General features: G+C 39.0%; 9 protein-coding genes. 5 read left to right on the top strand and 4 right to left on the bottom strand.

Annotated elements, in window-relative coordinates; all coding sequences use genetic code 11:
• Positions 1 to 386 precede the first annotated feature (386 nt).
• The 5 genes from AACU25_RS08070 to AACU25_RS08050 all read left to right on the top strand — a co-directional run bounded on the left by AACU25_RS08070 (position 387) and on the right by AACU25_RS08050 (position 8,283).
• The gene (locus tag AACU25_RS08070; RefSeq protein WP_096574693.1) at positions 387 to 1,328 is read left to right on the top strand and encodes a glycosyltransferase family 2 protein; all 942 of its coding nucleotides are present in this window, start codon (positions 387 to 389) and stop codon (positions 1,326 to 1,328) included.
• A gap of 330 nt (positions 1,329 to 1,658) precedes the next feature.
• On the top strand, positions 1,659 to 2,513 hold the full coding sequence (locus AACU25_RS08065; RefSeq protein ID WP_096574692.1) for a transcription factor RcaD: 855 nt from the start codon (positions 1,659 to 1,661) through the stop codon (positions 2,511 to 2,513).
• 55 nt (positions 2,514 to 2,568) lie between these two features.
• On the top strand, positions 2,569 to 4,650 hold the full coding sequence (locus tag AACU25_RS08060) for an ATP-binding protein (protein WP_096574691.1): 2,082 nt from the start codon (positions 2,569 to 2,571) through the stop codon (positions 4,648 to 4,650).
• A gap of 23 nt (positions 4,651 to 4,673) precedes the next feature.
• Complete coding sequence (locus AACU25_RS08055; RefSeq protein ID WP_096574690.1) at positions 4,674 to 7,214, top strand: DNA translocase FtsK; 2,541 nt, start codon at positions 4,674 to 4,676, stop codon at positions 7,212 to 7,214.
• Positions 7,215 to 7,398: 184 nt separating this feature from the next.
• The gene (locus AACU25_RS08050) at positions 7,399 to 8,283 is read left to right on the top strand and encodes a ParA family protein (protein WP_096574689.1); all 885 of its coding nucleotides are present in this window, start codon (positions 7,399 to 7,401) and stop codon (positions 8,281 to 8,283) included.
• A 72-nt stretch (positions 8,284 to 8,355) separates the two neighbouring features.
• Here the strand turns inward: AACU25_RS08050 and AACU25_RS08045 are convergent, their stop codons facing one another.
• The 4 genes from AACU25_RS08045 to AACU25_RS08030 form a co-directional block, all read right to left on the bottom strand.
• The gene (locus tag AACU25_RS08045) at positions 8,356 to 8,772 is read right to left on the bottom strand and encodes a type II toxin-antitoxin system VapC family toxin (RefSeq protein WP_096574688.1); all 417 of its coding nucleotides are present in this window, start codon (positions 8,770 to 8,772) and stop codon (positions 8,356 to 8,358) included.
• The gene (locus AACU25_RS08040) at positions 8,769 to 9,014 is read right to left on the bottom strand and encodes a hypothetical protein (protein ID WP_096574687.1); all 246 of its coding nucleotides are present in this window, start codon (positions 9,012 to 9,014) and stop codon (positions 8,769 to 8,771) included. Before AACU25_RS08040 ends, AACU25_RS08045 begins: the two co-directional genes overlap by 4 nt.
• Before the next feature lie 127 nt (positions 9,015 to 9,141).
• Complete coding sequence (gene ileS, locus AACU25_RS08035; protein ID WP_096574686.1) at positions 9,142 to 12,024, bottom strand: isoleucine--tRNA ligase; 2,883 nt, start codon at positions 12,022 to 12,024, stop codon at positions 9,142 to 9,144.
• 203 nt (positions 12,025 to 12,227) lie between these two features.
• Entirely contained in the window at positions 12,228 to 14,075 is a 1,848-nt protein-coding gene (locus AACU25_RS08030) for a S8 family serine peptidase (protein ID WP_096574685.1), read from the bottom strand.
• Positions 14,076 to 14,844: the final 769 nt, after the last annotated feature.

Below are 14,844 nucleotides of genomic sequence, written 5' to 3'. Positions count from 1 at the left end.
CTGATTGTCATCATGAAAATCCCTTATATATTTTTTGTGAAATTTTAGTAAATTAAAGCTAGTAAAAAGTTCATTACTGATTGGCTAGCAATTAGATGAATTTCCTGTATATTGCCGTTTTAATTGTTGTATCTACGGAAAATTATATGCCAATATATCAAGCAAAGCAGCCAATTAAATATATCTACTGATGCAGATACGCTAAGAACTATTGTTTGAGAAATTATTAGATGAACACGACTCAGTATTATTCCTGAATAAAGATGATGTTCAGATGAAATAAGACAATTGAGCGATAAGGTAACATTGAAATAGAGAATTCTAGCAATAGACCGAATTCTAACTTGGTAAGACCTTGTAGTTAAACAATATTTATTATTACTATTGTGGCTAAAATTAGTGTTTGTATTCCTACTTATAATAGAGTTAATCTCTTACCTTACGCCATTGAGAGCGTCATCAACCAGACTTACCAGGACTTTGAATTAATTGTTTGTGATGATGGTTCGCGTGATAGTACACCGGAGTTGATGTCACAGTACATAGATCACCGCATTAAATATATTCATCATCAACAAAACATTGGTAAAAGTAATAATATGCGCTCTGGCTTTAATGCAGCTAGTGGCGAGTATTTTATCAAATTTGATGACGACGACCGACTGACACCTGATTTTTTAGCACGTACTGTTGCCATTTTTGAACAAAATCCTGGCATTGATTTTGTTGGTACTGACCACTGGATCATTGATATTAATAATAACCGCAATGATCAGATGACTCAGGAAAATTCTCGTCGCTGGGGTAGGAAGAAATTAGGGGCTGGTATTGTTGATAATTTACTAGAGGTAGTTTTTATTTACCAAAGCTTTCAAGTAGGTGCAACATTATTCCGTCGCCAAACATTGCAAGAATTGGGTTTTATGCTTCCCAATATTCAAAATTGCGAAGATAATGATTTGTTTGTAAGGCTAGCTTTGGCTGGTAAAAAAGGTTATTATTTACCAGAATTATTAATGGAATATCGTTGCCATGCAGAACAGCAAGGCATTAATCGGGCGATTCCTTATTTATTTGATAAGATTAAATACCTGCAAAATTATAAGTTTGATTCAGAAAAATTAGAGTCGATTAGAAAAAATCGCCTGGCAGAAGCAAAATTAATATTAGGTTTACGTTTAATTGAAAAAGGCGAAATCCAATCTGGTAGAGAGTTTGTTTTGGCTGGTAAGTCTTTTTCTAATACTAAAGCCTGGACTGGTTTAGGTTTGTCGTTGTTACCGGGTGGGTTGCGGAATAAAGCGTTTAATGCTTTGAGAAGAGTTTAAGCGTAAACATTAATCGCAAAAGCGGATATATAGGAATTAGAAATTCAAAAAATACTAAAAAATAAATTGTCTTCTATCCCGTAGTTTATGGTGCGTTAACTAAGCAACGCACCATTTTTATTTTATTGGTAAAACTTTAGGTTTTTCACAATCAAGCTATGAGCAGTAAGAAGTTATATTTACTCAATTAATTAGAAATGGTTTATATGCGATCGCACACTTTTCCGTAGTCACAGAATATAGTGCTACGATCAGAAAAGTGTGTCAATTTTTGCTGTTCGAGCTAGAGTAGTGCTTAATGCTTAATTAGATACAGGCAAGATTACTAGTATGGAAACGAACGAGTTAAAGTTTCTACTCAAGTTGTTGGGGTGTACCAATTATCGCTCTAGTCTTAGCGCCACCACCTTTGATGTTTTTAAAGGTGATAAAAACAAAATTTGTAAAAGTTTGGGCGATCGCGAACTGGTAGACTATACCCGTGAGATTACGACAGTTAAAATTTTACCGCCAGGTCAAGCTCTGCTGAAGCTTGATGCAGCCCAAGTACCGATTACAGACAAAGAACTCAAGGTACTGGAGAAGATAAGTAAAGTTTCTGGGAAAATCGCCCCCAGCAAAATCACCTCGCCAAAAGCTGCTGAACGAGATGTGATATTGAAAACCCTGAGTGAACGGGGATTAATTGACGCTGAATGGGGAATTAAAAAAACTAAAGCTGAGGTTTGGCTGACTGAAAGAGGAATTGCGGAACTGCGGGATGATTACATTCCTAAAAAAGGCTCTAACCCTGTTATCAGTCTTGATTTGCTAAATAATTACCTGCGGTTTTTACGTAAAAATCTGCGGGTGAAGCCAGAACAAGTTTCTAATTCACTACCAATTGCGACAGAGTCAGCTTTGGAAACAATTAGTAATATAAGTGATGAAGAAATTTTACAAATTATTGAGAAATTAGATAAAGAATTGGGTACGGATAATTATGTACCTATTTTTCATTTGCGGCAAAAGTTACAACCACCACTTTCACGGGATGAATTAGATCAGGCTTTGTATCGTCTCGAAGAAGCTAACAAAATTGAGTTGAGTACTTTAGCAGAGCCACGTGATTATACACCCGAACAAGTTGAAGCTGGAATTTCTCAAATAAGCGGTGGCTCCTTATTTTTTATCACCGTTAATTAAATGTCTATGTGCTAATTACAAATCGGATGAGTTTTAAAAAAGCAGAGATATCATTATGTTGACAATTGACGATGTTATTAAACAATCGCTTAACCCATTTGATAACTTTGCAGCAGGTAACTTTTGGGAAGAACAAAAGCCAGTTTCTACTGTTGACTCTATTCATCAAGAAGCATTAACTCAAATCAAAAGTGTTTTAGAACAGATTTCTCAAGATCATCAAACTCGGACTGTAATTCTCTACGGTGATGCTGGTGTTGGGAAAACTCATTTCATGGGTCGTTTGAAACAAAGGCTCAACGAGCAGGCCTTTTTCGCATACATTGAGCCTTTCCCTCAAAGCGATCATATCTGGCGACATATTTTACGCCATACTGTTGATAGCTTGGTGAATGCTCCAGAAGGACAAACTGATTCTCAATTAATCCTTTGGCTCAAAAGCTGTTTGTCTAATATCAGTAAAGGATTACAATCTGAACAAAAAAGTTTTATTGACAAAATTAAAGGATTTTTTGGAAGAACAAAAACAGATAATAAAGGTGAGCGAAAATTATTTGTTGATATCCTTAAAAAGACCATAGGTACTAAAGGAATTTATAATGCAAATGAATTTTTTGGTGTTCTTTATGACCTAACTGATCCAAACTTAAACTCCCTGGCATGTGAATGGTTAAAAGGGGATGATTTAGATGAAGAAAGCCTGAAACAACTCCAAATTAAACAATCTATTGATAGTGAAGATACGGCACGAGGGATTTTAGGAAATTTCAGCAAGATATCTAGTAAAACTCAGCCTATAGTTTTATGTTTTGATAACTTAGATTCTATTGCTCGTTTGCCAGATGGCTCTATTGATATACAAGCTTTATTTAACGTTAACTCTGCAATTTATAACGGTAAATGGCAAGGATTTTTAATTATTATCAGTGTCAGAACTAGTACATGGAATGATAACTACAAGCGAATTCAACCCTCTGATTTAGATAGAGCTAGTGTAAAAGTACCCCTCAAACGTATTACTTTAGAGGAAGCAGAAGCTCTATTAGCTTCTCGACTCTATCAAATACATCATCAAGCTTACTCTCTACCTAAGTCTCCAATTTACCCCCTAACTGCTGAAATTTTGTGGAAAGCGTTTCCTAGCCGTAAAGCCTCACCACGGATGGCGTTAACGCTAGGAAAGCAATTATTTCAAGAATATAAAGAATGGTTATTCAGAGATAAAAAATCTCCGAAGCCAAAATGGTTAGATGATGGGACACCACCACCACCCCCACCGCCTACACCAGATGAAATCAAAGCAGAATTACAGTTAATATGGCAACAAGAATATAAAAAAGTTCAGGCGAAAATTACTAAGATAACCTTATTAGCAGCGCCTGAACTAATTAGGTTAGTACAGGAAGCTTTAGAAGCTTTACAAATCCAGGAAATTAAACCTAAACTTCTAAGTGGAAAATATGCCAGCTATTCTGTAAGTTATCAACAGCCTAGTACTAAAGAAAAGGTAGGGATAGTCTGGACAGAAGATCCAGGTATGAAACCATTTTATGATGTAATGAATGCTTGTCAGAGAGTGGTTTCTAATAATTTATGCCAGAAGTTAAAACTCATCCGTTTTGCGGGAGTTGGTCAACCAAACCTGGCAGGAAATCAAATTTACAGACAGATTTTTACATATACTCATCATCTTCATATCAAGCCAAGTCTAGGTTCTGTCCATTACTTAGCTACATACCATAGCTTAGTTAATTCGGCGCTTGCACATGAGTTAGTGCTGGTACGTAAAACCATCACTTTAAAGGAATTACAATCTCTAATTCGGGAGTTACAGATTTTGCATAAATGTGCTTTATTGCAAGATTTAGGTATTGTTCCGAAACAAGATACTGTTAGGGATAATGACAATAGAAAACAAGATTTAAAACTTGTAAAAGATTTCATGTTGAATCAAATCAAAATTCAAGCTTTTATGGGAGTTACAGCTTTAATTAGGGAAGTCATCCGGCAATTTCCTACTGTAAAAGAAAGTGAAATTCATGACCTAATTGACTTATTATGCCAGGAAAAAAAAGTGAAAATTATTAATCCCAAAGCCAAGTTACAAGACAAATTGATTTGTTTGATTGCTTTATAGTCTTTGCTCAAATATTTTAGTCAATGCAATACCTGATAGAAGCAACAGAAATCCGACAATTAATATCGAAGTTAGCATCTACTAAAATTCTTTGGTTAGATACAGAAACTGCTGACTGGAATACTTACTATCCAAAGCTATCGCTGATTCAGGTGTTGACTGACTCAACAGACTCAACAGGCAAATCCGCTTATATTCTCGATGTCTTAAATAAACGTGATTTGGCAGCATATTTTATTAACCAAATCATGATTAATCCTAATATTGAAAAGATTTTTCACAATTCTAGCTTTGATTTAAAGTATTTAGGCGGTAAGTTAGCTAAAAATGTTACTTGTACTTTACAATTGGCGAGAAAAATTACCTCTCAAAGACTGCAAGTATCTGATTTAAAACTTAAGACTTTAGCAGTAGAACTCTGCAATTTCACAGATGTAGATATAGAAGAACAAGCAAGCGATTGGGGAAAGCGTCCTCTGAGCAGCAAGCAGCTGAAATATGCGGCGATGGATACGGTTTATTTAGCGGCTGTACACCGTCGTTTACTAGAAATATCTAATGCTGATATGAAAAAAAATGGCTCACATCAACCAAAAAGCAAATCTGAGAATTCATCATTAACGGTGACGAAAGTCCGTCTTGCTTTTGAGTGTCCCCGCTTATTCTATCTCAATCATACATTTGGAGATAAAGCAATATTTTTACCACCAAATACTGTTGTTGGTATTGGTAACCCATTTCATAAATTAGCAGATAAATTTGTAAAATTAGCTGTTATTGAACCGCAATTTAAAGCTTTATTTAAATCTGAAGCAGCACAGATAAAGGTAGAGGAAGTTGCCTCACAAATGCAACAAATATTTTATCAATTAGAATTCTTTCCCTACCTACAAGAAGCAGTTGAGAAAGATGGTAGTCAAGCTCAAGCACTTTTACAAGTTTGGCAGGGATTACAAGGATTAATTAAACGCTTTGCAGAATTGTTAGTAATTAATCGGCGCTATTGTAATGCAGAAACAGTTATTAGTAATACGTTTCTCTCTGGAGAACACAGCGTTGAGCATTACTTTCAGCTACCTAATGGAACGCAGCAACTGGTAAGGGGTGAATTTGATTGCTTAGTTTTTAATTTTGAATTGAATCGCCTTTGTGTAGTGGAGTTTAAAACCTATCAATCTGTAGATCCATCAGCACAATTGGCTCAAGTTTCTCTTTATAGTTATATGCTGCATCATCAGAAAAAAGTACCTGTTGACTCAGCAGTTTACTGTGTTTTACCAGAATTTAAAGAATATCAATATTCTTGGGAACAACTAGAAAATACTGTGCATCAGTTGATTCCCTATAAATTACAACAAATGCAAGAATGGTTAAGTTGGGAACAGTCTCAGCCCAATTCACCGCCACGGACTACTCAGCCTGATTTGTGTGAAATTTGTCCTCAGCAACAAAAGTGTCAAACTTTTTTTGAAGATGCAGAAGTTGATACTCCAAAACCGCCGACTGAAGAGGAGGATACATCAACCTTAGGTGATGAAATTGGTGAACAATTAGTTACTACCTTGCAATCTTTTAAAATTAAAGTTGATTATCAAGGTGCGGCTGTAGGGCCTGCTTTTATTCGGGTGAAACTGAAACCTCATTTAGGGGTGAGTGTAAATTCTATTCTTCGGTTGTCTAATGATTTGCAAGTGCAGTTAGGTTTAGCAAATCCGCCTTTGATTGCGCCACAAGCTGGGTATGTCAGTATAGATTTACCACGTTCAGATCGGCAAATTGCTCACTTTGAAACTTATATTCAGCCGCAACCTTTACCCGCAAATGCACCTGTAAAAATTGCGATTGGGGTAAATTTAGAAGGAGAACTCATAGAAGCTGATTTATCTGATCCGAATACCTGTCACTTTTTGGTTGGGGGTACAACTGGGAGTGGTAAGAGTGAATTTTTGCGATCGCTCCTCCTCAGCTTACTATATCGCCATTCCCCGCAACACCTGAAAGTTGCCCTCGTTGATCCTAAACGGGTGACGTTTCCAGAGTTTGAGCAAATGTCTTGGTCATATTCATCTATTGTTAAGGATAGCGATCGCGCTATTGAACTAATGGATGAGTTAGTTGCAGAGATGGAGTCTCGTTACCAAAGGTTTGAGAAAGCTGCTTGTGCTGACTTGAGTAGTTATAATCAACGTTGCTCACAATCTCTTCCTCGCATTGTCTGTATTTTTGATGAATATGCAGACTTTATGGCAGAAAAAGAAATTCGCACCGCATTAGAACAAAGTATTAAAAGATTGGGCGCAAAAGCCAGGGCTGCCGGAATTCATCTGATTATTGCCACTCAACGTCCGGAAGCAGGGATTGTTACCCCTCTAATTCGCGCTAATTTACCAGGAAGAATTGCCCTTAGCACTAGAAGTGAAGCAGATTCCAAAATTATTTTAGGTGGTACATCAGCGTTAGCAGCTTACTTATTAGGGAAAGGTGATTTACTTTACCAAGTCGGGCCGCAGCTACAACGTCTACAGAGTTTATTAGCAGCTAAAATTCAACTACCGTTAGCCTAAAACTAATTTTTTCTTAATTGTTAGTAATGTGCTACTCACTGCTATAATTCTGACTGCCTCAATCACGGCAATATCACTGGAGTACTTTGTGTATTCCAGAAATATTAAATTTAACGACAATTTCCATATATCAGGAGGGGTGTGCGCTACCTAGATGGGGATGCGTCGCCAAAGGACTTAAGCAATGGGATATGTAATTGCAACTGCAAATATGAAAGGTGGTGTCGGTAAAACCACCATTACAGTCAATTTAGCTACTTGTTTGGCTAAGTATCATGGTAAGCGGGTGTTGGTTCTAGATTTAGATAGCCAAATTAGCGCCACACTCAGTTTGATGTCGCCTTTGGAATTTGCCAAACGGCGGAAAAATAGAAAGACATTTCGATATTTAATAGACCAAGTTATAGCGCCAGAACCGGATGCTAAATTGACAATTCAAGATATCGTTTATGCAAATGTTTGTAAGTTACCTGGATTAGATTTATTACCAGGAGATATCGATTTATATGATGAATTTGTCGTCTCCGAAATGCTGCATCAACAATCGGTGGCATTAGGAGAGCAGGATTTTGAAATGGTTTGGAATCGCTTTGAAAGGGTGTTAATTAATAACATCTTAAAGGCAGTTCGCCAAGAGTATGATTTTATCATTTTAGATTGTGCCCCTGGCTATAATCTTTTAACTCGTAGTGCTTTGGCTTGTAGTGATTTCTATATTTTACCTGCTAAACCAGAACCATTATCTGTAGTAGGTATTCAATTGTTAGAAAGACGCATTGGACAATTAAAAGATAGTCACGAACATGAAGCGAAAATCGATATAAAAATGCTGGGTATAGTATTTAGTATGTCGAGTTCAAATCTTCTAACTAGCAGATACTACAAACAAGTAATGCATCGTGTTGTGGAAGATTTTGGTGTAGAAAAAATTTGTAAAAATCAAATTCCAGTAGATGTGAATGTGGCTAAGGCTGTTGATAGTTTTATGCCGGCTGTTTTAATGAGTCCGCAATCTCCTGGTTCTAAAGCATTTTTGCAATTAACTCAGGAGTTGTTGCAGAAGTTATAGAGAATGGGGATGAGGGGGAAAAGGGAGATAAATAAGTCATGAAAAACTCCATCCATAAGGGGATGGAGTTTTTCATGATAAGGGAGGTGCCGCCCAATTGTCATATTCTAAGTTAAAGATATTTTGAAAATGTTTAATATTTGCAGTAATTAAAACACAATCATGTTGAATTGCTGATGCTGCAATTAGCAAGTCAATTGGAGTAATTAGTAAACCTCTTTGACGTAAGTCTGTGTAAATGATACTTGCAACATTAGCTATTTCTAGATCAAGTGGTAAAATCTCACTACCATTAGCAAGAATTTCAAATTGTTGAAGCAGTTTACCTGCATCTTTGTAAAGTAAGCCACTCTTGATTTCATAGTAAGTGAGAATAGAAAAAGTCAAATTGCTGTGAAATTGTTGGTATTCACTTAATTTTGTGACGACTTGCAATTCACCTCGCAGGAAGTATGACAAGATATTAGTATCTAATAAAGCTTTTTTCACAGGTCAATTTGTCTTTGCAAGTCTAACGATCGCTGTTCTTCAATATCACGTTCGAGAGTTTGCAGAAGGATAGTTTCTTCAGCACTAGCAATACCAGCGAATTGCATAAAATCTATAGGTATTTTATGCAGTGATTGATCGCGCTGGGCTAGTTGCTGCAAAATGAGTTGAGCGATCGCATTTTGTTCAGCTTCAGGTAGCTGTGAGACCACAGCAAATGCTTCTTGTAAGAGATTAGTCATCAAATTCCTCGCGCCGTGGAAACCCCTACATTATTCATTTTAGGGGATTGGGGGATGGGGATGAGGGAGATGAGGGGACAGGAGATTAATTCCCATTACCAATTACCCATTACCCCATCCCCAATTCTTAAAACTCGCCTGCTAGGGCTGAAACACAACGTTCGCACAATAGGGGATGTGCTTTTGATTCTCCCACGTGGGTGGAGTAGTTCCAGCAGCGATCGCATTTTTCGCCGTCTGCATTTACTACTGCAATTGTCCAGTCTTCGGTTTGTGCTGTGTATTTCAATCCTTGCAGTTTCTCGGGGGAATCTAATAATTCCACTTGCGAAGTCAGCAATAAGTACCGCAGTTTGTCGATACCGTTACCTTTAGTAGAGTCAAAAGCTTTGATTGCATCGCCTAACTGTTTGTGGGGGATGTGAATTAAAGCTTTCGCTTCTAGGGAAGAACCAATGAGTTTTTCTATTCTCGCTAGTTCTAACACCTTGTTGACATCGGTGCGGAGTTGTCGCAATGTTTGCCACAACTCGCCTAATTCGGGATTTAGCCATGCTTCTTCTACTTGTACCCAACCAGCTTCAAATACGGATTTGTAGGGTGTTGTGTAGGGGAGATGTTGCCAAATATCTTCCGCAGTGTGGCATAACACAGGTGCGATCGCACGTGCTAAATTCTCTAAAGCTATCTTTAGTACTGTTTGACAACTGCGACGGCGGAAAGCGTTCGGCGCGCTGATGTAAAGTCTATCTTTGGCAACATCCAAATAAAAGTTGGATAAATCCACAACGCAGAAATTTTGCACTGTTTGGAAGAAGCGGAAGAATTGGAAACTGTCGAAGGCTTCTGTGACTTCCTGAAATACCTCGGTGATGCGATGCAGCATATAGCGGTCGAGTTCGGGTAACTCCGCTAAAGGAATTGCATCTTTTTCCGGGTCGAAGTCATGCAAGCTACCCAGTAAGAACCGCGCTGTATTGCGAATCTTCCCTCTGACATCGTTTAGCTGCTTGATGATGTTGCCACCCAGACGCACATCGGAAGTATAATCTACCGACGACACCCACAAACGCAACACATCAGCACCATAAGGGGGTTCTTTTTTCTGGTCTTTACCGCCAGCAATCATCACCTGCGGATCGACTACATTCCCCACAGATTTACTCATCTTCCGGCCTTGTTCATCTAGTACAAAGCCGTGAGTTAGCACAGTTTTGTAAGGTGCAATGCCATTCACCGCTACACTGGTGAGCAAACTTGACTGGAACCAGCCGCGATGTTGGTCGGAACCTTCCAAATACATATCTGCGGGGTAACGCAATTCTGGACGCTGTTTAGCGACAGCAGCCCAAGATGAACCAGAATCAAACCAGACATCCATTGTGTCTGTACCTCTGCGGTAGGAACGGCCATTACTCCGGTATGGTTCGGGTAACAATTCCTCTACAGAAAGTTCCCACCAAGCATCGGAACCTTTTTCCGCGATAATTGCTTGGATGTGGTTGATGGTTTCCTCATTCAGCAGTGGTTCGCCAGTTTCTTCATCGTAGAATACGGGAATTGGCACACCCCAAGAACGCTGACGGGAAATACACCAATCAGAACGTTCCGCTACCATTGGCGTGATGCGATTTTCACCTTGGGCTGGAATCCATTTTACCGAAGCGATCGCTTTTAATGCTTCTTCTCTAAATCCTTCTACGGAAGCAAACCATTGTTCGGTAGCGCGGAAAATTGTCGGTTTCTTTGTCCGCCAGTCGTAGGGATATTTATGGGCGTAAGCTTCTTCCTTCAACAAAGAACCCGCCGCCGTTAATGCATCAATTACCGCTTGGTTCCCATCACCCAACACATTCAACCCAGCAAATTGTCCGGCTTCTGGGGTAAAGTTACCATTATCATCCACTGGCGCAAGGATAGGTAAACCATAGCGCTGACCAACGATGTAGTCTTCTTGACCATGACCAGGGGCAGTATGAACTAACCCTGTACCAGATTCAGTGGTAATGTAATCGCCACCTACTACAACCGGACTTTCGCGGTCAAATAAAGGATGACGATAGGTGATATGTTCTAAATCTTTCCCCTTGAATGTGGCTTTTACGGTTAATTCAATTTCCAAAGTTGCAGATAAGCGTTCTGCTAAATCAGCCGCAACTATGAGATATTTAAATCCCGTCTGCGTTTCTGCATCTTTGCGGGAAACTTCCACCACAGCATAGTTAAGGTCTGCATTCACCGCCACAGCCAAGTTACCTGGAATTGTCCAAGGTGTGGTTGTCCAGATAGCGACACCCAAATCTGGCAGATATTCACCTAATAGCGATTTTGCAGCTTCCGCAAGACTCGTAACGGGAAAAGCTGCATAGATACTCCGGGAAGTGTGACCTTCTGGATATTCCAACTCAGCTTCAGCCAAAGCAGTTTTAGAACTGGGACTCCAGTGAACAGGCTTTAAACCACGATAGATATATCCTTTTAAGAACATCTGCCCGAATACACCAATTTGAGCAGCTTCATACTCTGGCTTGAGAGTCAAATAAGGATCTTCCCAATCGCCCCAAACACCATAGCGTTTAAAACTTTGGCGTTGGTCATCTACTGTTGCTAAAGCAAATTGTTTCGCTTTCTGCCGCAGTTGCAAAGGCGTGAGATTTTGCCGTTCTGCCGATTTCATATTCTGCAAAACTTTCAGTTCAATGGGTAAGCCGTGGCAGTCCCAACCCGGCACATAACGAACCTTACGCCCCCGTAGCAGTTGGTAGCGATTAATAATATCTTTGAGAATTTTATTTAAGGCATGACCAATATGAAGCGAGCCATTTGCGTAGGGAGGCCCATCATGTAGTATAAATAATTCGCCAGGGTTGTTTTGCGACAGGCGATCGTAAATGTTATTTTCTTCCCAAAATTTTTGAATTTCCGGCTCACGCTTCAGCGCGTTCGCTCGCATATCAAAACTAGTCTTGGGTAGGTTTACAGTATCTTTGTAGCTTCCAGTTTCTGTCACAGTCTCATGCCTAAGATTTATTTGTGCAGGTTTTATAAATTATAGAAGATGGCATGAAGACCAAAATTAGCAATTTCCCTACTATTGACAGGTGGATGTCTGAAATCAGGTAGTTGCTTGGTAATTGGTAATGGGGAAGAAATTCTGAGGTACTGTTTCCTTAAGAAACCTGTTTCCATCGCGTTTCTTAAGGAAACGCTGGCTTAGACAATAATATCCTGCTGAGGATTAAACATAGAATCAGTATTTAGAGTAGCAAATTGAACATTATTAAAGCTCAAAGCACCTGTAATATTGTCATAGCTGAACAGGCTTAGGTCGGTACCAAAGCTAGAACCGATTTGAATTTTATCTCCTTCGAAACTAGAAAAGTCTGCGATCGCATCTTTCTTATCTGACAGAGAATCAAAGACAAAGATATCTTTTCCCAAACCGCCTGTGAGAATGTCTTTCCCCAGTCCACCTATTAAAACATCGTCACCATCACCACCTGTTAAGATATCTTTGCCATTACCGCCTATGAGAGTGTCATTGTCAGCACCACCATTGAGGGTATCGTTACCGGAACCACCATTGAGGATGTCATCGCCAGCATCACCATAGAGTTTGTCATTGCCAGCATCGCCATTGAGGTTGTCATTACCATCAGCACCATAGAGTCTGTCACCACCAGCGCCGCCATTGGCTGTATCATTACCAGCAGCACCTGCGATGGTATCATTACCATTTTCGCCATTCAGAACGTCGTTACCATCGCCGCCATCAATGGAGTCATTGCCATCATTACCAAAAATAGTATCGTTGCCTGAAGCACCAGTGAGGCTATCATTATCGACACTGCCATAGATAGTCTGATTATTAGCATTGTTAGAGATATTGTCACTATCACTAATACCGCTAGCATCATTAGTATTTTCGGCTGGAGTCGGAACTGGCTCTGCAGCAGGTGTATCAGTCGTGTTATCGGTTACACTATTCGCTTGAGGGGTTGCTGTTGACAAAAATTGCGTTAATTTAGACAAATCTAAGTATCCACCAGTAGCCACCTTGCTTTGCAAACCCGGGACTTGCTGAACGCTGGCGAGGATGTCACGTTTGAGTTCTGATACTGTGAGTTTTGGGTTAGCTGCCAACAGTAAAGCCGCAGCACCAGTTACCAAGGGCGTAGCCATTGAGGTGCCACCCCATGTAGCATATCTACTATCAGCGAAGGTACTATAAATATCTACCCCAGGTGCAGCTATATCTACGCTTTGGAAACCATAGCTGGAGTCACTAGCTAAATTGTTATTTTTACCGAGAGATGCAACGGTAATGATATTAGGCAAATCGTAGTTCGCTGGATAGTACGGAGTCACATCATTATTGCGACCATTATTACCGGCTGAGGTTACGACTAAAACACCTTTTTGGTTTGCATAGCTCAGAGCGTCAAATTGTGCTTGGTCAAAAGAACTGGAGCCTAAGCTGAGGTTGATAACTTTAGCACCATTATCTACAGCGTATCTGATGCCTTTGGGAACATCCCACAAATACCCCACTGAATCATTGGTGCGGTAATGCTTGGTGATCATGATGGAAACATTGGGGCTGACACCGATGGTGCCTTGATTGTTGTTTCCTACAGCACCCAAAATACCTGCTACGTGAGTACCATGACCGCGCTTGCTTTTGGTGGTGTCATTGTCATTGGGATCGCTGTCGTTATCACCAAAATCCCAACCATGAATATCATCAGTGTAGCCATTGCCATCATCATCAATGCCATTACCAGCGATTTCTTTGGTATTCGTCCAAATGTTTGCAGCTAAGTCAGGGTGGTTGTAATCAACACCAGTATCAATAACAGCTACAACTACACTTTTACTACCTTGAGTATAATCCCAAGCTGTGGATGCATTAATCTTCTGTAAACCCCACTGACGGTTATAAGAAGGATCATTTGGTATCCCATCTGGGTTAATTCCCTCTTCCTGTGCTTCTGTCTCTATCTCGCTGCTGACAATATCATCTTTCGTAGTTGACGAAGCATTATTATCTATATTTTCCATTTACTGAAAAGCACCTCCAAGAGAGTCATTAATGACTAGAGAACAACAAATATTTTTTCTTAAAAAAGAAAATTATCGAGAACGATTTACGGAATATAGATGCCAGTAAAAATATTGTGAGGAAATTCCTCATCAACTTAGAAATTATTTCCAAGTCACCCCGTTAATAATCTATAAGTTGGTAATTTCACCCTGTATACTCTGATCCCGGCCAAATTATATTAGCTGGATTTTCTGAGAGTATTATAAAGTTTCTGTGAAATTATGTCTAACTAATACCATGTATTGCAAAATACGTCAATTTTAATAATATACATCTGTAAGATAGTTTGATGATAGACACAATAGGTTACAAGCTATAGCTTATATCAAATAAGTAACTAAAATAAATATCAGTATAAAATTTGCCATAAAAAATTATCTAATAGGTAAGCTAGCTAAAAAATAGATGTATTTACCCTGTAGATATCGCCTAAAAAAGACCAATTTTCATAATTGCCTGTCAAATTTTCTCTTCAGTGATAGAAGTCTAAATATACATGAAGATATAAAGCATGAATATTCATGCTTGCTGGTAAGCGATCGCCTATGAATACCTGAGAGCAAAAAGCTAATAAAGTCAAGATATTTAGCCTGCAGCAAGAAAGAACCAAAAAGACAACTCTTGCCTTATAATTTCTAGTCAAATAAATTAGATTCTCTAAAATTAGAACCTTTTAGCAGAATTTTAACCTTCGCTCAACTAAGCATTAATCATCTTATTGATTAA

The sequence above is a fragment of the Tolypothrix tenuis PCC 7101 genome, assembly GCF_963874875.1.
Classification (GTDB): Bacteria; Cyanobacteriota; Cyanobacteriia; order Cyanobacteriales; family Nostocaceae; genus Aulosira; species Aulosira tenue.
The sequence above is the reverse complement of the archived record's forward strand: the minus strand, read 5'-3'. Positions and strand labels throughout refer to the sequence as shown.

Coding starts and splice junctions, on each gene's coding strand:
- AACU25_RS08040 (WP_096574687.1), bottom strand. CDS start 9,014: ATGACTAATCTCTTACAAGAAGCATTTGCTGTGGTCTCACAGCTACCT.
- AACU25_RS08060 (WP_096574691.1), top strand. CDS start 2,569: ATGTTGACAATTGACGATGTTATTAAACAATCGCTTAACCCATTTGAT.
- AACU25_RS08055 (WP_096574690.1), top strand. CDS start 4,674: ATGCAATACCTGATAGAAGCAACAGAAATCCGACAATTAATATCGAAG.
- AACU25_RS08030 (WP_096574685.1), bottom strand. CDS start 14,075: ATGGAAAATATAGATAATAATGCTTCGTCAACTACGAAAGATGATATT.
- AACU25_RS08050 (WP_096574689.1), top strand. CDS start 7,399: ATGGGATATGTAATTGCAACTGCAAATATGAAAGGTGGTGTCGGTAAA.
- AACU25_RS08065 (WP_096574692.1), top strand. CDS start 1,659: ATGGAAACGAACGAGTTAAAGTTTCTACTCAAGTTGTTGGGGTGTACC.